19 protein-coding genes are annotated in these 21831 nt (G+C 42.3%); 18 read left to right on the top strand and 1 reads right to left on the bottom strand.

Annotated features, from left to right (window positions below):
* The 12 genes from rlmH (at position 1) to D6853_RS04500 (ending at position 13159) form a co-directional block, all read left to right on the top strand.
* On the top strand, positions 1-483 hold the full coding sequence (rlmH, locus tag D6853_RS04555) for a 23S rRNA (pseudouridine(1915)-N(3))-methyltransferase RlmH (RefSeq protein WP_120656808.1): 483 nt from the start codon (positions 1-3) through the stop codon (positions 481-483).
* Complete coding sequence (locus D6853_RS04550; RefSeq protein ID WP_120656806.1) at positions 480-1529, top strand: PhoH family protein; 1050 nt, start codon at positions 480-482, stop codon at positions 1527-1529. The genes rlmH and D6853_RS04550 overlap by 4 nt, the downstream gene beginning before the upstream one ends.
* Positions 1519-2730, top strand: coding sequence for a hypothetical protein (locus tag D6853_RS04545; protein WP_120656804.1), 1212 nt, complete (start codon positions 1519-1521; stop codon positions 2728-2730). The genes D6853_RS04550 and D6853_RS04545 overlap by 11 nt, the downstream gene beginning before the upstream one ends.
* Complete coding sequence (gene ybeY, locus D6853_RS04540) at positions 2714-3217, top strand: rRNA maturation RNase YbeY (protein ID WP_120656802.1); 504 nt, start codon at positions 2714-2716, stop codon at positions 3215-3217. Before D6853_RS04545 ends, ybeY begins: the two co-directional genes overlap by 17 nt.
* Positions 3218-3241: 24 nt before the next feature.
* On the top strand, positions 3242-4882 hold the full coding sequence (locus tag D6853_RS04535; protein WP_120656800.1) for a polysaccharide biosynthesis C-terminal domain-containing protein: 1641 nt from the start codon (positions 3242-3244) through the stop codon (positions 4880-4882).
* Positions 4879-6108 (top strand): aminoacetone oxidase family FAD-binding enzyme, encoded by a 1230-nt coding sequence (locus tag D6853_RS04530; protein WP_120656798.1) that lies wholly within the window; start codon positions 4879-4881, stop codon positions 6106-6108. The genes D6853_RS04535 and D6853_RS04530 overlap by 4 nt, the downstream gene beginning before the upstream one ends.
* A 17-nt stretch (positions 6109-6125) precedes the next feature.
* A complete protein-coding gene (locus D6853_RS04525) occupies positions 6126-7844 on the top strand; it encodes an NAD(P)/FAD-dependent oxidoreductase (protein WP_120656796.1) in 1719 nt (572 codons plus the stop codon).
* A 21-nt stretch (positions 7845-7865) separates the two neighbouring features.
* On the top strand, positions 7866-8420 hold the full coding sequence (locus D6853_RS04520; protein ID WP_120656794.1) for a 5-formyltetrahydrofolate cyclo-ligase: 555 nt from the start codon (positions 7866-7868) through the stop codon (positions 8418-8420).
* A 53-nt stretch (positions 8421-8473) separates the two neighbouring features.
* The gene (locus tag D6853_RS04515; protein ID WP_120656792.1) at positions 8474-9718 is read left to right on the top strand and encodes a glutamate-5-semialdehyde dehydrogenase; all 1245 of its coding nucleotides are present in this window, start codon (positions 8474-8476) and stop codon (positions 9716-9718) included.
* Complete coding sequence (locus D6853_RS04510; protein WP_120656790.1) at positions 9715-10833, top strand: class II aldolase/adducin family protein; 1119 nt, start codon at positions 9715-9717, stop codon at positions 10831-10833. The genes D6853_RS04515 and D6853_RS04510 overlap by 4 nt, the downstream gene beginning before the upstream one ends.
* Positions 10830-11963: a S66 family peptidase gene (locus tag D6853_RS04505; RefSeq protein WP_120656788.1), complete on the top strand. Its 1134-nt coding sequence runs from the start codon at positions 10830-10832 to the stop codon at positions 11961-11963. Before D6853_RS04510 ends, D6853_RS04505 begins: the two co-directional genes overlap by 4 nt.
* 131 nt (positions 11964-12094) lie before the next feature.
* Positions 12095-13159, top strand: a complete 1065-nt coding sequence (locus D6853_RS04500; RefSeq protein ID WP_120656786.1) for a lactonase family protein — start codon at positions 12095-12097, stop codon at positions 13157-13159.
* Positions 13160-13242: 83 nt separating this feature from the next.
* Here the strand turns inward: D6853_RS04500 and aroC are convergent, their stop codons facing one another.
* A complete protein-coding gene (gene aroC / locus D6853_RS04495; protein ID WP_120656784.1) occupies positions 13243-14343 on the bottom strand; it encodes a chorismate synthase in 1101 nt (366 codons plus the stop codon).
* A 157-nt stretch (positions 14344-14500) separates the two neighbouring features.
* Between aroC and D6853_RS04490 the strand changes: the two genes are divergently transcribed.
* From D6853_RS04490 to ilvD, 6 genes are all read left to right on the top strand, one after another.
* The gene (locus D6853_RS04490; RefSeq protein ID WP_120656782.1) at positions 14501-15646 is read left to right on the top strand and encodes a M15 family metallopeptidase; all 1146 of its coding nucleotides are present in this window, start codon (positions 14501-14503) and stop codon (positions 15644-15646) included.
* 9 nt (positions 15647-15655) lie between these two features.
* A complete protein-coding gene (tgt, locus tag D6853_RS04485) occupies positions 15656-16837 on the top strand; it encodes a tRNA guanosine(34) transglycosylase Tgt (RefSeq protein WP_120656780.1) in 1182 nt (393 codons plus the stop codon).
* Between the two features lie 62 nt (positions 16838-16899).
* Complete coding sequence (gene yajC, locus D6853_RS04480; protein WP_120656778.1) at positions 16900-17256, top strand: preprotein translocase subunit YajC; 357 nt, start codon at positions 16900-16902, stop codon at positions 17254-17256.
* Positions 17257-17357: 101 nt separating this feature from the next.
* Entirely contained in the window at positions 17358-18467 is a 1110-nt protein-coding gene (leuB, locus tag D6853_RS04475; protein WP_120656776.1) for a 3-isopropylmalate dehydrogenase, read from the top strand.
* On the top strand, positions 18436-20130 hold the full coding sequence (locus D6853_RS04470) for a glycosyltransferase family 39 protein (protein ID WP_158588657.1): 1695 nt from the start codon (positions 18436-18438) through the stop codon (positions 20128-20130). Before leuB ends, D6853_RS04470 begins: the two co-directional genes overlap by 32 nt.
* A 23-nt stretch (positions 20131-20153) precedes the next feature.
* The gene (gene ilvD, locus D6853_RS04465) at positions 20154-21830 is read left to right on the top strand and encodes a dihydroxy-acid dehydratase (protein ID WP_120657004.1); all 1677 of its coding nucleotides are present in this window, start codon (positions 20154-20156) and stop codon (positions 21828-21830) included.
* The last annotated feature ends 1 nt before the right edge of the window (position 21831 follow it).

Genomic DNA, 21831 nt, shown 5'->3' with positions numbered 1-21831 from the left:
TTGAGCTCTGTAGATATAATTTGCGTCGGTAAGATCAAAGAGAAATACTGGAATGATGCTATCGCGGAATATTCCAAGAGGCTTTCGAGATATTGTAAGCTTAATATCATAGAGGTTCCGGATGAAAAGACTCCCGATAATGCGCCTCCTGCAATAGAAGAGCAGATCAAGCAAAAAGAGGGAGAGAGAATCCTTAAAAATATCGATGACAAAGCCCATGTGTGCGCACTTGCCATCAAAGGTAAAAAGCATAGCTCAGAGTCTTTTTCCGAATTTATAAATGACCTGGGAGTAAGAGGAATAAACCGGATTCAATTTGTTATCGGCGGCTCTTTGGGGCTTTGTGATGACGTATTAAAAAGAGCAGATTCACGGATCAGTTTTTCGGATATGACATTTCCTCATCAGATGATGAGAGTAGTGCTTTTGGAACAGATCTACAGAGGTTATAAAATTATAAGCGGAGAACCATATCATAAATGAGTGAGATTACAGAACTAAGCTTGGCGCTTACGGCTGAAGATGAGCGCAATATATTCGGCGGTAATGACAGCTATATCAGAAAGATCGAGGACAGCCTTCATGTCGAGATAATTGACAGAAACGGTGAGCTTCACATTATCGGAGACAAAGAGGGTGCCCAGAAAGCTTCCGAGATAATAAGAGAGCTTGTCCAGCTTTCAAGACGCGGATCCGATATCGAAGAGCAGAACGTTGATTATGCGATTCTTTTAAAAGACGACGAAGAAAAAAATAATATACCGAAGGTAGACAGCGCCAATGTTCTTGCCGACATTGACAGAGATATTATCTGTCATACCATTTCGGGAAAACCAATAAAGCCCAAGACACTCGGACAAAAGAAATATATCGATGCCATCAGAAATAAGATGATAGTATTCGGGATCGGTCCTGCCGGAACGGGTAAGACTTACCTTGCGATGGCAATGGCAATAACCGCTTTCCAAAGGGAAGAAGTAAGCAGGATCATTCTTACGAGACCTGCTATCGAGGCGGGAGAAAAGCTGGGATTCCTTCCCGGTGACCTTCAGAGCAAGGTTGATCCCTATCTCAGACCTCTTTATGATGCGCTTTATCAGATAATGGGTACCGAGAACTTTATCAAGAACATGGAGAAGGGACTTATTGAAGTTGCTCCTCTTGCATATATGAGAGGTCGTACGCTTGATAATGCGTTCATTATTCTTGATGAAGCTCAGAATACGACACCTGCTCAGATGAAGATGTTTCTGACCAGAATCGGTTTTGGCTCCAAGGTTATCATAACCGGTGATGAGACGCAGAAAGACCTTTCCGCCGATGTCAGAAGCGGACTTGATGTTGCTCAGAGCGTGCTTAAGAGTATTGACGATATAGCATTTTGCAAGCTAACAAGCAGCGACGTTGTAAGGCATCCGCTTGTTCAGAAGATTGTAAAAGCTTATGAGGACTTTGAGAAAAAGTCCGCAAATAAGAAGACTAAGAAAGAAATACAAAAGATGGAGAGACGTTCAAAGAATGGCAAATGAGAATTCACCTGCTAAGAATATCAAGCTTTTATATTCTGTAATGTTTTTTGTTACGGGCCTTTTTGTATTTGCATTTTCATATTTCACGGATAAGAGCATAGAAGCCATACTCAGGAATACTATCGTATCACTCATGATGATCGGCAGTGTTATCTTTATGCTTCTTGATGCATCTTCAAGGGGAAAAGAAGGCTTCTTTTACGATAATTTCAATCAGAGGAACAGATTTGTTGTTGCGTATATTATAGGACTTCTCCTTTCAATCGCACTTTCATTGGTTCCCAATCAGTTCTGGCCTTATCTTTCCGTATTTGTTGTGCTATCTCTTTTATCAAATACCGAGATCGGTCTTGTGACCGGTGTTTTCTTTGTTTCTCTCTCTGTTATGTTAAAAGAGAATGGCGGATACAGTGAACTTTTTATGTATGTTTTTGCCGGGATAGTGGCGATCGCTATGTTCAGAGACCTTAAGGAGAACAGCTCCATCGGTCTTCCGACATTCGTTTCGCTATTTATGCAGGCAGTGCTCCTTATAGCATTTAACGTTCTATTTCTTAACAGAACGCTTTCTTTTAATTTATTTGCGCTTCCCGCGCTTAATCTTATGCTCAATCTTATTCTTTTACTTCTTTTCCTGAATCTTTTCGGAGTATATGTAATAAGACGTTCCAACGATATGTATATGGAGATCAACGATCCTGAGTTTCCGCTTCTGGTTTCGCTTAAGGAAAAAGACAAGGATGAGTATTTCCGGGCAATCCATACGGCGTATCTTGCAGAGAGGATCGCACTTGGGCTTTCTTTTAACGCAAGGGCAGCCAAGACATGTTCTTATTATCACAGGATAGGCGCTCCCGAGGGAAAGCTTAAGTGGGATGAGATCAAACATTTCTATGAAGAGAATAATTTTCCGACCGAAGCGGTTGAGCTTCTTCATGAGTATATCGAGCCTGCAAAGGGAAGTGTTAAGTCCAAGGAATCGCTCGCCGTTATGTTGAGCGAGACCGTTATTGCATCGATTATGTACCTGCTTAAGAAGGACAAGGATATCAAGATCGACTATGACAAGCTTATAGATTCTGTTCTGGATAAAAAGATGAAAGAGGGTCAGCTCAAGGATTTTGATGTCACCTTTAAGGAGTTTGATGCCATTGGAAAGATACTTAAGAAGGAGAAGCTCTACTATGACTTTTTACGTTGAGAATGAGGTGGGTGCTGAGTTTGATTTTGATATAGAAGAGGTGGCAAGGACGGTTTCTCTTGAGGTCCTTAAAGAGGAAGGTTGTAAGCATGAAGTTGAGATCAGCCTTACGATCACCGATGATGAGGGGATCAGAGAAATGAACAGGGAGTTTAGAGGTATCGATAAGCCTACTGACGTTCTTTCTTTTCCCAATGTATCTTATGATGAACCCGGCGATTTCTCTGTTATCGATTCGGAACAGAGAGTCGATCTTTACAATCCGGATACCGATTGCATCATGTTCGGTGATATAGTTATAAATGAAAAAAGAGTTCGCGAGCAGGCGGAAGAGTATGGGCACAGCCTTAAGAGAGAGTTTGCTTTTCTTGTTGCTCACAGCATGCTGCATTTATGCGGCTATGATCATATGGAGGAGGACGAAGCCGCTGTTATGGAAAAGAAACAGAGCGAAGTCCTTAATAAACTTGGAATTACAAGAGACTGATTTTTAGGCATTTGGAGAACTTGTATGAAAATATATTCTGAAGAAAATAGAATACGTCCGGATATACTTACTTCTGCCGTATATCTGGCGGTTATCATAATGATGTTGTTTGCGATTTTTTCAATTCGCATTTTTGGAGATAAGGGCGCCGGTTTTGTGTGCGGTCCTTTGGCTTTCTTTTATATATTCTATGCTATTTTTGTGCTAGCCGTTCAGAAAGCGGTATGGCTTATGGTAAGAATAAGGGCGAGACGCTCTCAATATGTTAATGCAGAGCATAATATGAAAAGATCTCTGAGATTCTTTGCCGTTTGCGGAGTTATAGCAGCCGGTGTTCTTGTTCTTATTACGATATTTGGATCGACTACGCTTTTTGGTTCTAACAGAGGCTTTTTTCAGGGGATAATTGCAGCAGCAAGTATATTGTTTTTGGCTGTTCAGGGCGTTCTTAGAGGATACCTTCAGGGAATCGGTTATACCAAGCCCATCATGATCTCCGACATTATTATTGCGGCTGTGGCTTTTGGATCCGGAATTCTTTTTACGGGCATGTCATATGGCTACGGGGTTAAAGTGAATGCGCTTTTTCATGTAGGTGAATTCAGCGCCGTTTACGGTTCAACAGGCATGATGATCGGTATACTCATTGCTTCGATCGCCGGTTTTCTTCAGATCGGTATCAGCTTTTATCTAAGGAGAGGAGAACTACGCGATATTGTTAAGGGCGGTGCTCCGAGATATCTTGACAGTACAAATGATGTTCTTACGGGTGTTCAACCTCTTATTTTCCTGTATGCTACTCCCGGTATCATGCTTTTGTTTGATCAGATCTTTTATGTTATTCATCAGACAAAGATCGGAAGTGATACGGATATTGTTCTTAATTACGGAATTTATGCCGGAAGAGTTATAACAATGGTTGTCCTGTTCTCACTTCTTGTATGCATGCCGTTTATTAAAACATGGAATAGGATAATGGCGAGAGCGGCCAGAGATGAGTTTGACGGAGCAAGAAGCAGATATGCTTCATTTATCAAGAAATTTCTTCTTTTGGTGCTCCCTGTAGTGATCTTTGCTTTTGCGCTAGCGTCTCCGATAGAGGTTGCATTCTTTGGAAAAAGTTCCGATCTTGCGGACAATCTTTTGAGAATCGGTTCAGTGATGATATTCCTTGTGCCTATTGCCGTGTTTACTTCATGGATGCTTAATCACATGGGTAAAGCGATACTGATAGTGACCAATCTTACTATAGCCTGGCTGTTCCATATCGGACTTAACGTTGTATTTGAGATCATACTTAATATGGGGCTTTACGGCATTGTGATAGCTACAATAGTTTCGATATTTGTATATGATCTTTTATGCCTTCTTATGTTCGGCAAGATGTTCAAGATGAAAACCGACAACGTCAGGATATTCGTGCTTCCGCTTGCATGCAGTGCGGTTGCAGGACTTATTGTATTCTTTGTAAGTATGGGGCTTGTAAATCTGATTGGCGATATACTTACCATCGCGATCTGTTTCGTGATCTTTTATATTGTTTACATCGCAGCGCTTATTTTGCTTAAACTGGTTAATTACCATGAACTTGGATCTATTCCTTTTGGCAAAGCTTTCTATGGTCTGTATATGATGTTTGGCGGCTATGATGGAGATGAAGAATGAGTAAGGATAAAAAGAGAATAGTGGTTGCCGGAGGCGGAGCCGCAGGAATGTGTGCCGCTGTGTGTGCTGCGAGAAGCGGCGCAGAAGTAACTGTTCTTGAAAAGAATAATATCCTTGGAAAAAAACTATCAATGACGGGAAACGGCAGATGCAATCTGACTAATCTTAAAATTGACGATTCTTTCTACAACGCGGCGTCAAGAGCAAGGATGAAAACTTGGCTTGAGAAATTCGGACCATTGGATACGATTGAATTTTTCAGGTCACTCGGAATAGTTACAATGAGTGAAGAAGGTTATGTATATCCTGTTTCCGAGCAAGCGATAAGCGTAGTGAAGGCTCTTGAAAATGAACTTATTAGACTTGGCGTTTCTGTTGTTTATAACAGTCAGCTAAAGAGCATTGAGCATAAAGATGCTACTTATTCTGTCAAGACTTCGGAAGGGCTGTATGAATGTGACAAGGTAATAATTGCCACAGGATCTTTGTCCGGGGCAAAGACTACGATGTCAACGGGTGATGGTTATTATATTTGCAAGAAGCTTGGAATGAATGTTAAAGATACTTTCCCCGCGCTCGTGGGTTTTAAGACTGCAGATGAAGATATCATGCCTGCTGCCGGTGTTCGCAGTAATGCTGAAATATCTTTTTACTTGGGAGAGGAACTCCTTACTTCCGAAAAAGGTGAGGTTCAGCTTCTTTCGGACGGCATTTCGGGTATCCCCGTTATGCAGGCAAGCAGGGATATAATACGTCTTGTTTCGGAGAATAAACTTGTTTACGCACTTCTTGATCTGTACCCAGAGTATGACGAAGATTCTTTTGACAGGCTTATAAATGAAATGCTAAGGCTTCGCGATAACAGGAGTATTGTCGAGCTGTTATCGGGCTTTGGAAACAGCAATATAAACGAGATGATTTTAAAGAGAATGAAGCTTTCTCCTACTATGAAGGTTAGTAATATTTCTGAGAGTATGCTAAGGTGCATATTTGAAAACTACAGAAAGCTTAAGTTTAATATAAAAGAGTGCAGCGGATATCTTCAGTCACAGGTGACGACAGGCGGTATCAGTTTAGGCGATATTAATGACGATTTTTCTTTTGAAAAAGACGACGGAATTTATGTTATAGGCGAGCTTGTCGATGTCGACGGAAGATGCGGAGGTTATAACCTTCAGTTTGCCTGGACTTCGGGATATATTGCAGGTAACGCCGCTGCTATATAAAAGTTTTGAGGAATTCTATGATCCGTATAAATCAGATTAAAATATATAACGATCTTAATACAGTGCGAACAAAGGAGGAGCTTTTTGATATGCTGTATCAAAAGGCTTCTAAGCTTTTACGGATTGATAGAAGCGAGATCAAGAGCCTTGAGATAATAAGGCATTCGATTGATGCAAGAAAAAAGCCCGAAATTTATGATGTTTATATGATAGATATATCTTTGCGTTCGGGTTCTGAGGAAAGCAAAGTTAAAAGATGTAAGGATAAAAACGTTTCGATAGTTTCGCCTGCTAAGTATGACTTTGATAAAATGAAAAAAGCTGCCGCCGCAAGGATTTCCGGTAATGTTTCATTAGATGACGGAAGGATAGTAGTTATAGGATCAGGTCCTGCAGGAATGTTTTGTGCTTATATGCTTGCACAGGCCGGTTTAAAGCCTCTTGTAATTGAGAGAGGCAGCGATATTGATAAGAGAATGCAAGCCGTTGAAGCTTTTTGGAACGGCGAAGAGCTTGATGAGCATACAAATGTACAGTTTGGTGAAGGCGGAGCCGGTACTTTTTCCGACGGTAAACTTAATACCATGGTAAAAGACAAGGATGGCAGAGGAAGAGAAGCCTTATCTATATTTACATTACATGGCGCCAATGAAGATATCATGTATGAAGCCAAACCGCATATAGGGACCGATATTTTATGCAAAGTAATAAAGAGCATGAGAGAAAGGATCATATCAAACGGCGGAGAGTTTGTATTTGATACAAAGGTCACCGAGCTGGTTTTTGATAAAGACTCTAAGCTCTCATCTGTAATAGTTTCGGGAGATAAAAACGAAGAAATAAAATGTTGCTGTGCTGTTCTTGCAATCGGACACAGTGCGAGAGATACTTTTTATATGCTGAAAGATAAAAAAGTGAGCATGGAACCGAAGCCTTTTGCTGTCGGATTTAGAGTTGAACATCCTCAGAGTATAATAAATCTTTCGCAGTACGGTGTTTCGGATCCCAAGACACTTCCTGCGTCTCCGTATAAGCTTGTCATGAATACCGATAACGGACGGGGTGTGTATTCGTTTTGTATGTGCCCCGGAGGATACGTCGTAAACGCTTCTTCGGAAAAGGGAAGGCTGGCGGTTAACGGAATGAGCTACAGTGCCCGTGATTCGAGAAACGCCAATTCGGCGATAATAATGACAGTATCTCCCAATGATTTTGGAGGAGATGATGTTTTGTCAGGTGTTGAATTCCAAAGGCGCCTTGAAGAGAAAGCGTATGAGATCGGAGGGGGCAAGATTCCGCTTGAGTACTACGGGGATTTTAAAAAGGCTGTTACGGACGGAGATAGCTCTTTTGACGGTGCTTCCTTTAAGGGTGATATAAATAATGAGCTGATAAAAGAGCTTGATCAAAAGAATAATCTGCCATGTATGAAGGGCGCGTATTCTTTTTCAAATGTTCATGAGATACTTCCTGTTGGACTTAATAAGGACTTTGTTCAGGGAATGGAAAAGTTCGGTAGGATGATAAAAGGGTATAACAGTGACGGGGCTTTGATTTCGGGGGTTGAGTCGAGAACATCGTCGCCTGTAAGGATACTTAGGGGTGAGGACGGTGTATCGATCAATATTAAAGGTCTGTATCCGTGCGGTGAAGGCGCGGGCTATGCCGGCGGTATCATGTCGGCAGCTATGGACGGAATAAAAACTGCAGAGCTTATCGCTGCAAGTTTGATCTGATTATGATGAAGGGAAATATATATGAAGAGTAAAGACGACATTAGAAAAGCAATGCTCAAAAAGAGGGATACTTTAACCGATGAGGAGGTTGAAGCAAAGAGTAGGGCGATATTTGAAAAGCTTGCCGAGACCAAGGCTTATAAAGAAGCTGAAAATATTCTTATTTATGCCTCTTTTTTGAGTGAAGTTAAGACGGATGATATTATTCTGGATGCACTCAGCCTTGGGAAAAATGTCTTTTGCCCTAAGGTTATAAACAGAGATCTTGGCTTTATGAAGTTTGTAAGGATATATGATACGGCTGAGCTTTCGGAAGGGTATTTCGGAATAAGAGAGCCGAATATAAACGAGAATTCCGAGATTTACAAACCCGCTCCCAATACACTTATAATCATTCCGGGTGTCGCCTTTGATAAAAACGGAAACAGGATAGGCTACAAGGGTGGTTTTTACGACAGATTTTTGGCTGATAACAAGGCTTCGCATATCATCGCGCTTGCTTACAGTTTTCAGATTGTAGATGAAATTATTCCCGAAATTCATGATATTCCTGTGAATGAGGTGATTTGTGAGTGAATTTCGGCTATAATGATTGAAGATTTGAAATAAATTACGGATAGGAGCATTACATGGAACTTATAGAGATCTGCAAACGTGCAAAAGAAGTTAAGTACGAGGTACAGAATCTTTGCACAGACAAAAAGAATAAAGCGCTTTTGGCTGTTGCAAACAAGCTTGAAGCTAAGGCGCAGGACATTATAAATGCCAATAAGATCGACTACGAGAACGGCGAAAAGAACGGAATGCATCAGGGTCTTCTTGACAGACTTCTTCTTGATGAAAAGAGGATCAAGGCTATGGCCGACGGCTTAAGAGAGGTTGCGGCGCTTCCCGATCCTGTCGGAGAAGTTACCGATGAATTTGACAGACCTAACGGACTTAAGATCAAAAAGGTTCGTGTTCCCATGGGTGTTATCGGCATTATCTATGAGGCACGTCCCAACGTTACAGCCGATGCGTTTGCGCTTACTTTTAAAGCGGGCAACGCTGTTATCTTAAAGGGCGGAAGTGATGCCATAAATTCCAATATTGCTATAGCAAATACGATGAGAGAGGCGCTTACCGAGGAAGGTATCAATGCTGATGCCATCCAGCTCATTGAAAATACAGACAGAAGCGTTACGACACAGTTTATGCAGATGAACGGCTATGTTGACGTGCTTATTCCCAGAGGAAGTGCCGGACTTATCAGAGCTGTTGTGGAGAATTCCACTATTCCCGTTATCGAGACCGGAACTGGTAACTGCCATATCTATGTTGATAAAGCTGCCGATCTTGATAAGGCGATTCCGATCATCATCAACGCCAAGACTCAGAGAATAGGCGTTTGTAACGCTGCAGAATCTTTGGTTGTACATCGCGATATAAGGGATGAGTTCCTTCCTAAGTTTGAAAAGGCAATGAAGGAGCATAACGTTGAGATCAGAGGAGACAAGTACAGTGCTGCTGTTATGAGCTCTGCGAATCCCGCGACAGAAGAGGACTTTGGTAAAGAGTATCTTGATTACATTATTTCCGTCAAGACTGTGAATGATGTAGATGAAGCTATCGCTCACATCAATAAGTACAACACAGGACACTCCGAGTCCATCATTACAGAAGACAAGGAGACTGCTCAGAAGTTCCTTGACAGAGTAGATGCGGCTTGCGTTTACGTTAATGCTTCGACAAGATTTACGGATGGTTTTGAGTTCGGCTTTGGCGCTGAGATCGGTATCAGTACGCAAAAGCTTCACGCAAGAGGACCAATGGGTCTTAAGGAGCTTACATCATATAAATATCAAATAGTGGGAGAAGGTCAGATCAGGGGATGAGTGAGAACGTGACAGAGTTGCTTGAAGCAAAGAAACATATTATACAAGTATCGCGCGAACTTCATGAAGTGGGGCTGCTCGTGCGTACATGGGGAAATATCAGTCAGAGAATCGATGACGAACTTTTTTTGATAACACCTACGGGAATCAGATATGAAGATCTTACTCCGGATATGATCTGCGAAGTTAAGATCTCTGATCTTTCTTGCAACGGAGATTATGCGCCTTCCAGTGAGACGGCGGTTCATGCAGCTGCATATAAAGTAAGACCGGATGCCGGATTTATCATCCATACGCATCAGGTTTATGCTTCATGCTGCGGAGCTCTCGGTGAAAAGAAGATCTATACATATTTCGAGGATGAGGACATTGTTGTTCCTTGTGCTCCTTTTGCGCTTCCCTGGACAGACAAGCTTGCTAAGAATGTAGAGGAAACTCTTAAAAAGTACAGCGATGCACCCGGAATAATCATGGCCAATCACGGTGCGCTTTGCATTGGGCAGGATTCCAAAGAAGCTGTCTATGTTGCCGAGAAAATGGAAATAGCATGCAATAATTTCCTTATCGATGTATGCAAGACAGATATGCATCACGGTGTAGAGGAAGGCTTTAACAGCCATCTTGAGAACGGTCATATTGTCTACGACATTCACGATACTCCAAACAGAGTTAAGGACATCCATAAAGAGATATATGCAAGAAGACCCGATGTCAGATATATCATTCACAACAAATCTGAGGCTGTTGTTACCGTTTCAAGAACGGCAACTCATATGAGACCTCTTTTATATGACTTTGCACAGCTTATCGGCTATAGTGTCAAGGTTCCGAGCAATGAGCACGGCAAGGACGGAAGCAACTATCACAATATCAAAAAGAACGTAAATGCGGTATTTGCGCTTGATGACGGAGCATATTGCCTCGGTGTCACCTATGACGATGCGATGGATGCTTCAATTGTTCTTGATAAAGGCTGTATTGCGCATCTTGCTGCGCTTCGCCACGGAGAGTGTCACTATCTTTCATTGTTTGATTGCATCAGGATGAACAGGCTTTACAGGAAAAAGTATTCCAAGCTTGCAGACATGTACAAGCATGATAAGGAGAAGCAATGATAAAAAGGCCAAAGAGTATAGCTCCGGGATCGGTTATCGGAATTACGGCGCCGTCATTCGGTGCTGCGACTGAGCCGTATAGCTATCTTATAGATGTAGCTATCGAGAATATTACGCGCAGAGGCTACAAGATACTTGAAGGTAAGACCGCAAGACTCGGTGACGGTATAGGTATCAGCACCGATCCTAAGGTTGCGGCTTGTGAGCTTACTGAGTTTTATAAAAGAGGAGATATTGATGCGATAATCTCCGCCGGCGGCGGCGAGCTCATGAATGAGACCATTACTTATGTTGATTTTGAGGAGCTTAAAAGTGCAGAGCCCAAGTGGTTTGTAGGCTATTCAGACAATACCAACTTTATTTTTCCTCTTGTGACCATAACGGGTGTACAGGGGATATACGGACCTTGTATCTCAGGCTATGGTAAGGTTTGGGAGCAAACGGAAGAGGATGCTTTTGCTCTTTTGGAAGGGACCAAGGACTGTTTTTCAGGATATGATATGTTTGTAAAAGAGCCTGAAAAGGCGGATGAGTGCGAGGAGGGAAACTCGCAGGATTCTTCCGATGAAGAGCCTGAAGAAGATCTTTTTTCAAAACCCAGAGAAGAGATTTTTAAAGTCCTTCGTGAATATAGATATGAATTAAACGAAAAGAAGGTTCTGACTTCTTTTTCATGTGAGAGCGGAAAGGCTGTTAAGCTCTCTGATACCGACAAAGTAAATGTTTCGGGTATTCTTTTGGGAGGCTGCCTTGAAGTTCTGGAAAACCTTGTAGGTACGAGATTTGACAGGGTAAAAGAGTTCAAGAAAGATAATAAAGATATTATATGGGTTCTTGAAAAGTGTGAGATGAACCCTATGAGCTATAGAAGGAGTTTGTGGAATCTTCGTGAAGCAGGCTGGTTTGACGGCGCCGCGGGCTTTATTATAGGCCGCCCCGGCAACTTTTTTGACGGCGACATGATGGGAGTTGACAGATTTAATGCGGTTACCGATATACTTGCACCTATCGGAGCTCCTATCATAATGGACGCCGATATAGGTCATGTCAATCCGATGCTTCCTATAATCATGGGAGCGGATGCGGATGTTACCGCTATTGGAAATGACCTTAATATAAGATATCTTTAGAGAAAAAGCCATATACACCTCGACTTTGTGATGAGCCGGGGTGTATTTTTGTTCCCACTTTTCTTTATATGTGCTAAAATATGAACAAGACAAAGCTTTTACAAATCGCTTTAGGGAGGCATATATTAACAATGGCTGGTAATAAAAAGTATGTTGCTTACGTGTCAAGCTATACATCCGGACTTGGCTCAAAGTATGGCATCAGAATCTATGATGTAGATCTTAAGAAAGGCAGACTCACCGAGAAGCAGAAGGTTGAGATCACCAATTCTTCTTATATAGGAATCGCACATAACAAAAAGACATTGTATTCAATTACCGATGAAGGTGTTGAGGCATATCATATCGAGAAGGACGGAAGCCTTAAGTTCCTTAACGAGGCATCTATTAACGGTATGCGCGGATGCTACGTTAACATGGATCAAAATGATAACTACCTTATCACTGCGGGTTATCATGACGGTAAGGTGACCATTCTTAAGCTCAATAAGGACGGAAGTATCGGCGAGATAACGGATGAGAGATACCACAAGGGACTCGGAACCGCTGCCGGTAGAAACCACGTTCCTCATGTTCAGTGTATCAAGGTGTCCAAGGACAATCAGTATCTTCTTGCAGCAGATCTTGGAATGGACAGAGTAAATGTATATAAGCTCGATCTTGAATCAGGCAAGATCAAAGAGGTTGATGTTATTCACTGTGATCAGGAATCATCACCCAGGCATATGCAGTTTTCAAAGGATGGTAAATTCCTGTATGTATGTCTTGAGCAGAAGTGTGCGATCGACGTTTACGAATATGTAGACAATAACGGAGATCCCGATTTTAACAAGATTCAGTCTGTTTCTTGTTCGGACGAATCCGATTCTCTCGGCGTTGCAAGCAGTGCACTTACATTCTCTGAGGATTACAACTATCTTGTAAGCTCAACGGCAGGAGAGAACAACGTTATCGTATTTAAGGTTGATAAGGCTACAGGACTTCTTACTAAGCTTATTCAGCTTCCTGTTGCGGGAGAGTATCCGAAGGATGCAGCTCTTTTCCCTGACAACAAGCATCTTGTATCACTCAACCACGAGTCTGATTCACTTACATTCTTTACGGTTGATATGAAGGCCGGAACGATCGTCATGAACGGACCTGAGCTTCCTATCCCAAGACCCAACTGTATCGTATTCCACGAACTGGAAGCATAAAATTTAAATTCAAACAAAAAAGCCGCAGGAATCTGTATATCAGAAACCTGCGGCTTATTTATTATCACATCGAAGTGTCTGTTTTATTTCTTGTAGAAATTGACGATATTCTCTGTCTTGGCGTACATATTGGTAATCATGAGGTCTAAAAGTGTAATGGCACACATGCTTTCCACAACGACTACGGCCCTTGGAACAACAACAGGGTCATGGCGACCTTTGATGTTTATCTCGATAGTTTCGCCGTTTTTATTAACTGTCTTTTGAGTCTTGGCAATACTGGGCGTAGGCTTAATGTGCGCTCTGAGCGTAATATCTGAACCGTCTGAGATTCCGCCCAGGATTCCGCCTGAGTGGTTGGTCGCTTTGGAAACAGAGCTATCGTCCATAATAAACTCATCGTTGTTTTCGCTGCCGAAATATGTTGAAACCTTAACTCCGTCGCCGATTTCAATGGCTTTTACGGCGCCGATGCTCATAACTGCTCTTGAAAGAAGTGCGTCGAGCTTATCAAATACGGGTTCTCCGATTCCTGCGGGAACGCCTGTGATCTTACATTCTATAACACCGCCTACGGAGTCGCATTCCTCACGTTTTTTTGTAATGAGATCCATGGCTTTTTTATCTGCATCTCTGTCGGGCATTGAAGTGGGAGTGGAGTAAATGGCAGCTTTTTCGAATTTGGCTTCATCTATCTCGACGTTACCGATTGATCTTGTATATGCACAGACTTCAATTCCCATTTCAGATAAGAGTTTTTTGCAAAGGGCGCCTGCGGCAACTCTTCCTATCGTTTCTCTGCCTGAAGATCGTCCGCCACCTCTGTAATCTCTGAAGCCGTATTTCATATCAAAGGGATAATCGGCGTGACCGGGGCGATAGTAGCTTGCGATTTCGCTGTAATCGCCGGATCTTTGTGATGTATTTTCAACCATCAGAGAAATAGGGGTTCCCGTAGTTTTACCTTCAAAGATTCCGGATAATATCTTTACCTTGTCATCCTCTTTTCTTGAAGTGGTGGCTGCGCTCGTTCCGGGCTTTCTTCTGTCAAGGAGCTTTTGGATATCTTCTTCATTGAGCTCCATACCGGCCGGGAAACCGTCTATGACTACGCCGAGAGCAGTTCCGTGAGATTCTCCCCATGTCGATATTTTAATGTTGTTTCCGAGAATTGAACCTGACATTTTAGTTCCTCATTTCAAGTATTAGTTGTCTTTCTATATCATAATACATTACCTTGAACCAAAAATGTAAAAAAAGATGAAAACGGTACAAAAATGTTATATAATATATAAAGTATTTGATTAAGGCATAATATCGAAATATGAGGGGATTTCCGATATGAACGCTAGTAATCTGCAGATGAAGCTCACCTTTAAGAATAAGGTGATAAGCACTGTCAGCAAATTTAACAGGAAGCATAAGGCGTTATCCTTCCTTGGTATCGCCTATGCGTTGTTGGCTATTACTGTTTACAATATTCTGTTTTGTTTTTACAGAAATGCAAAGAGGCATATTTGTCTTGCCTGTATCTTACTGTTCTTTGTCTTCAGCAGCAGCTTTTCTTATCCTGCAATGTCCCTTAACATCAGTTTTGCTTCAGATATGAGTATAGAAGATTATACTGCCGAAGATTCGCAGGATCTGTCAGAAACGGAAGTTGCGGAGTCGGATGCCGAACTCGCGGTTGTAAATGATGTGGATGCGGCTCTTATTGAGGAAGCTATGGACAGTGTCAATCCCGACGTTGCGGAAGCTGAGCACACTGATCCCGAGAAACAGGCTTCTCTTTCCGAAATTCTTGAAAATACCGCAGAAAATGCTTCTTTTGAAACTATAAGTGATAATGAAGTTAGGTCGGATGATGCAGCTGAGGATTCTTCTCAGTTTGAGACGGAGGAAGAAAAGTCTTTTGACAGCAGTGAATGGAATATCATTCTTGTTAATAAGCAGCATCCTATACCTGAGGACTACGAATTTCCACTTGGCGTTATTAGCGGAAGCATGAGATGCGACGAGAGAATAATCTCGCCTCTTCTTGATATGCTGAGAGCTGCGAGCGCAGACGGTGTAAGTCTTATTATCTGCAGCCCTTACAGAGATCTCGACAGACAGACAATGCTTTTTGACAACAAGATCGACAGATATATGACCGGCGGAATGTCTTATATGGAAGCTTATAACCTTGCGTCTCAGGCTGTTACGGTGCCCGGTTCAAGTGAGCACCAGATTGGTCTTGCAATTGATATTATAAGCGACAGCTATTCCAATCTCGATGAGGGATTCGGAAATACATCGGCCGGAAAGTGGCTTCATGATAATAGTTATAAGTATGGATTCATATTAAGATATCCCGAGGGAAAAGAGAAAATAACCAGTATTGAGTATGAACCCTGGCATTTTAGATATGTAGGGGTTGACGCAGCAACGATTATCTACGAAAATGATATCTGCCTGGAGGAATTCTGGAATACATACGTTAAGTAGAGGAAGTATATGTACAAAATAATTAAAAAAGACGGAAACGCCAAAAGAGCTGAATTTACGACGGTTCACGGAGTGATTCAGACTCCCGTGTTTATGAATGTTGCGACGGTTGCGGCGATAAAGGGCGGTGTTTCCACTTATGATCTTGAAGGTATAGATACTCAGGTGGTTTTATCCAATACCTACCACCTGCATTTAAGACCGGGAGATGATCTGATCTACAGAATGGGCGGGCTCCACAAGTTTATGTCGTGCGATAAGCCTATTCTTACTGATTCGGGCGGATTCCAGGTCTTTTCTCTTGCAAAGACAAGAAGGATCAAGGAAGAGGGTGTTTATTTCCATTCTCATATAGACGGCCACAAGCTCTTTATGGGACCCGAGGAGAGTATGAGAATTCAGTCGCATCTTGGCTCCACGATCGCTATGGCTTTTGATGAGTGCCCTTCAGCCAAGGCTGAGCATGATTATGTTCAGATGTCGGTTGACAGGACAACAAGATGGCTTGAGCGCTGCAAAAAAGAGATGGACAGGCTTAACTCTCTTCAGTATACAGTCAATCCGCACCAGATGCTCTTCGGTATCAATCAGGGAGCTATATTTGATGATATCAGAATAGAGCATGCCAAGAGGATCAGTGAGATGAAACTTGACGGTTATGCTGTGGGTGGTCTTGCTGTAGGAGAGAGTCACGAGGAGATGTATCACGTTCTTGAGACTACCGTGCCTTATCTTCCCGAAGATAAGCCTACGTATCTTATGGGCGTCGGAACTCCTGCCAATATTTTGGAAGCCGTAGACAGAGGCATAGACTTTTTTGATTGTGTATATCCAAGCAGAAACGGTCGTCACGGTCATCTTTATACAAAGAGAGGACATATCAATATCTTAAATGCAAGATATGAATATGATGACAGCCCTATAGAGGAAGGATGCAAGTGTCCTGCCTGTACGAGATATTCCAAGGCTTATATAAGGCATCTTCTTAAAGCAGGAGAGATGCTCGGTATGAGACTTTGCGTTCTTCATAATCTGTATTTTTACAATCATCTTATGACGGATATCAGGACCGCGATAGAGAAGGGTGAATATACTTCTTTCAAGAATCGGATGATAGACGGAATGCAGGAGTTTGACGGCGCGGAGTCCAAAAGCAAATACAACATTGCCGTAAATTGGAGAAAAGGTTGAATTTAGCTTTCCTTTTTAGTATTATTTATTGGTGTATATTAAACTAATAGTTGGAGGAAGTTATGGGATTATTTTTAACAGCTCAGGAACCCGCGGCAGGTGGCGGTGTTATGATGATAGCAGTTTATGCTTTGTTCTTTGTAGGTATTTACTTTTTGCTTGTTCGTCCCGGCAGGAAAGAGCAGAAGCAGAAGGCTCAGATACTTGCTTCTCTTGCTGTAGGAGACAGTGTTAGAACAACCGGCGGATTCATCGGTACAGTTATTGATATCAATGACGATATGGTTATCGTTGAGTTTGGTAACAACAAGAATTGCCGTATTCCTATGGTAAAGGATGCGATCGTTGAGGTTGAGAAACCCGAGGATGCAACCGTTACGGCTGAGAGCAAAGATGCCAAGGATTCCAAGAAAAAGTAATCACTTTAGAATTCTTAAAGCCTGATTGGCATGCCAATCGGGCATTTGTTCTATATGAATGATTTAACATATTATCACTTTAAAGCATCAAGGGAGTCATTATGAAATTAAATATTACTTGTATCCCGGGTGACGGAATAGGACCCGAGATCGTTACAGAGGCCAAGAAGGTCCTTGATAAAGTTTGTGAGACCTTCGGTCATGAGATTGAATACAAAGATATTTTGATGGGCGGATGCTCGATCGATGTACACGGAGTACCTCTTACGGATGAGGCCATTGCTGATGCAAAGGCTGCCGATGCGGTCCTTATGGGATCTATCGGAGGCAACACATCTACATCTCCTTGGTATAAGCTTGAGCCGCAGCTTCGTCCTGAGGCCGGACTTCTTAAGCTTCGCAAGGCTCTTAATCTTTTTGCTAATTTAAGACCTGCATATCTGTATCCTCAGCTTAAGGACGCATGTCCTTTGAAGGAAGCTGTTGCGGAAGAAGGTTTTGATATGCTCATTATGAGAGAGCTTACAGGCGGACTTTATTTCGGAGAGCGCAGCACGGAGCTTAAAAACGGAGAGATGGTCGCAACAGATACTCTTACTTACAAAGAGAGCGAGATCAGAAGAATAGCGATCAGAGCTTTTGATGTGGCAAGAAAGCGCAGAAAGAGCGTTATAAGTGTAGATAAAGCCAATGTTCTTGATTCTTCAAGACTTTGGAGAAAAGTAGTAGAGGAAGTCAAAAAGGATTATCCCGACGTTACTTTGGAGCATATGCTTGTAGATAACTGTGCAATGCAGCTTGTTAAGAATCCTGCTCAGTTTGATGTCGTTCTTACTGAGAATATGTTTGGAGATATTCTTTCCGATGAAGCCAGCATGATCACAGGGTCTATAGGAATGCTTTCCAGTGCATCCTTAAACGATACAAGCTTTGGTCTTTATGAGCCCAGCCACGGAAGCGCTCCGGATATTGCGGGTAAAGATATTGCCAATCCCATTGCGACAGTTTTATCTGCAGCTATGATGCTCAGATATTCATTCAACCTCGATAAAGAGGCTGATGCAATTGAAAAGGCAGTTGAGAAAGTGCTTGAAGACGGTTTTAGGACTGTAGATCTTTTGCCTAAGGGACAGGATGATAAGTTTGAGCTTGTCGGATGTCGCCGGATGGGAGACCTTATTGCTGAACGAATCATTTGTAGCAAAGAGTGAAAAAAGAATATACGATAGCTTGCCGCATGAACCGGAAACAATAGCGGTTACTTTGTTTATAATCGGTATGGCAGTCTACTATCTGTGGCGTATGTTTGCCATAACTCCGCAGTATGATGAGCTTTATACATATTATACTTTTATAAGCAGAGGCCCTATTTATTCCGCGATTCATTGGCCGCTTCCCAATAACCACGTCGGTTATTCTGTTTTATCCGCAATACTTGATCTTTTTGGCAATTCGTTTATTGGGCTTCGCGGTGTATCTTTTGTCTGCGCCGTATCTAACCTTATTCTTGTCTACAGAATATGTAAAAGATATTACGCTCATGGACTTCCTTTCGGAGCCGTATGCTTATATGCATCAATGCAGGTTGTCAATGAGTACAGTGTGCAGGGAAGAGGCTATACGCTTGCAACGACTTGTTTTTTGCTTGCGATATATGTGATAGGTGATATATGCAGGATCGGAGAGGACAACAAATTTCCGTATGCTAAGCTTATCATTGCACTTACGCTTGGACTTTATACTGTTCCAAGCAGTGTGTACTGGGTTATTCCGGTTTGCATGTCGGCTGTCCTGTTTCTTGTTATCAATGCATACAGAAGTAAAGGTGTTTATAAGAAGATATCGGACAACATTTATTACAAAAAGCTGAAAGCTCTCGTCTTTTCAGGGATAATGGCTGCGTTAACCACATTTTTCCTGTATTTTCTTATTTGGTTGGCGATAGGATCCAATCTTTTGGTCAAGACCGAAGGTTCAAGCTTTTTTGGAATGTCACATGCAAAGGTTATATTGCATGCTCCTTTTAAAGCTGTGGGAGCGGGTATAGATTATATGCTTTCGCAGCCTTATATACAAAGCGTAAGCACGGCGGAGTTTAATGCAAGGTATCCCGGATGGATCATGAATCTTCTTGAGTACATGATCCCGAGAGGCGGAGTGCTTCTTCTGATATTTATTATCATAAGCTTGGGATGTCTTTTTTATGAGTGCATAAAGCATTTTGAGTACAGCAGAACGGTTATTAACCTTGTGGTTATTGTGAATGTGCTTTTTATTGCGATTGTTCTTGTTTTGCAGCACAAGCTTCCTTACCTTAGGGTGTTCAGTTACAGCGGATTTATTATGACGCTGTGCTTTTGTACCGTTATGGAGAGGCTTATAAATGTAACGATTAGGTTCTATAACAAGAATAAAGCCAAAGATACTTGGAACAGTTCATTGTCTCGAGAAAACGAGACCGTTGAAAAGAGCGAGAAGTGGTACAGCGGAATAGGCATATATATTCCGATGGTATTCATGGTTTTTGTATTTGTTTTCAGATTCTTTAATCCTTCTTTCAGCATGCAGCTGGGAGGAAGAGAGAACGAGATCTTTAATCTTCTGTATATAGCGGATGTTGAGAACAGAGACAATATGGCGGTTCTGGATTGCGATCAGCAGTATCTTTTGAAATTCGGATGGGATATCGATTGCGAAAAAACAGACGTCACAGACGCGGATTGTGTTATCATTGATAAGAACATGACAGTCCAAGGCTATAGCGGAGAAGATTTTTGGAAATTCTATCAGACATATGAAACCATTGATTGGGACTATCTGGCAACGCTTCGTGTTTTATATGAAAATGACAATTTTGTTTTATATATCAAGTGAGAAAAAGGAGAAATGTTATGGCTATGAATAGCGACAGAGTTATGGAAGGTTTACAGCAAGCTCCGCACAGAAGCTTGTTTAATGCTCTCGGATTCACCGAGGAAGAAAGAAAAAGACCGCTTATCGGTATTGTAAGTTCATACAATGAGATTGTTCCCGGTCATATGAATCTTGATAAGATCACCGAGGCTGTTAAGCTTGCGGTTGCAGAAGCCGGTGGTATGCCTGTTGTTGTTCCCGCAATTGCTGTTTGCGACGGTATAGCCATGGGTCATATCGGAATGAAGTATTCACTTGTAACAAGAGATCTTATTGCTGACAGTACGGAGTGTCTTGCTACGGCACATGCTTTTGACGGTATGGTATGTATTCCCAACTGTGACAAGAATGTTCCCGGACTTCTTATGGCAGCTGCAAGAGTTAATATTCCCACAGTATTTGTTTCAGGCGGCCCTATGATGGCCGGAAGGGTAGACGGACATAAGACATCTCTTTCTTCTATGTTCGAAGCCGTAGGAAGTGTATCTGCAGGAAAGATGACAAACGAAAAGCTCTGTGAGTTCGAAGAGAAGGCTTGCCCCACATGTGGATCATGTTCGGGTATGTACACTGCCAATTCAATGAACTGCCTTACAGAGGCAATCGGAATGGGCCTTCCCGGAAACGGAACAATTCCTGCCGTATATTCTGCACGTATTCGTCTTGCAAAGCACGCCGGCTACGCTGTAATGAATCTAATTAAGAATAATATTCGTCCCAGAGACATCATGACAAAAGACGCATTCATGAACGCCATGACAATGGATATGGCTCTTGGATGTTCTACAAATACAATGCTTCATCTTCCTGCAATAGCGCATGAAGCGGGCGTTGACATTAACATGGAAGTGGCTAATGAGGTATCAAGCAGAACTCCTAACCTTTGTCACCTTGCACCTGCAGGTGCAACTTACATGGAAGATCTCAACGAGGCAGGCGGCGTTCTTGCCGTTATGTCAGAGCTTGTTAAGAAAGATCTTATTAACCTTGATGCTCTTACCGTTACAGGAAAGACTGTAAGAGAGAATCTCGAGGGTGTTAAGAACCTTGATCCCGAGGTTATCAGACCTATCGATAATCCTTACATGCAGTCGGGCGGAATTGCCGTACTTAAGGGAAATATTGCTCCCGATACCGGTATTGTTAAGAAGTCAGCCGTTGTTCCCGAGATGATGGTTCATGAGGGACCTGCGAGAGTATTTGACTGTGAGGAGGATGCTATCGAAGCTATTCTTACAGGTAAGATAGTTGCAGGAGACGTAGTTGTTATCAGATACGAAGGACCTAAGGGCGGCCCCGGAATGAGAGAGATGCTCAATCCCACATCAGCTATCGCCGGAAGAGGACTTGGTTCAAGCGTTGCTCTTATTACTGACGGTAGATTCTCAGGCGCAAGCCGTGGTGCTTCTATCGGACATGTTTCTCCCGAGGCTGCTGTCGGCGGACCTATCGCTCTTATCGAAGAGGGAGATATCATCAGCATTGATATTCCCAACAATGCTCTTAATGTTAAGGTTTCAGATGAAGAGCTTGCCAAGAGAAAAGAAAAATGGCAGCCCAGAGAGCCTAAGGTTACAACAGGTTATCTTGCAAGATACAGAGAGCTTGTTACCAGCGGAAACAAAGGAGCGATCCTTCAGGTTCCCGTTAGTTCCAAATAAT

It is taken from the genome of Butyrivibrio sp. X503 (assembly GCF_003625475.1).
Classification (GTDB): Bacteria; Bacillota; Clostridia; order Lachnospirales; family Lachnospiraceae; genus Butyrivibrio.
This window is presented reverse-complemented; position numbering and strand designations above follow the sequence as displayed.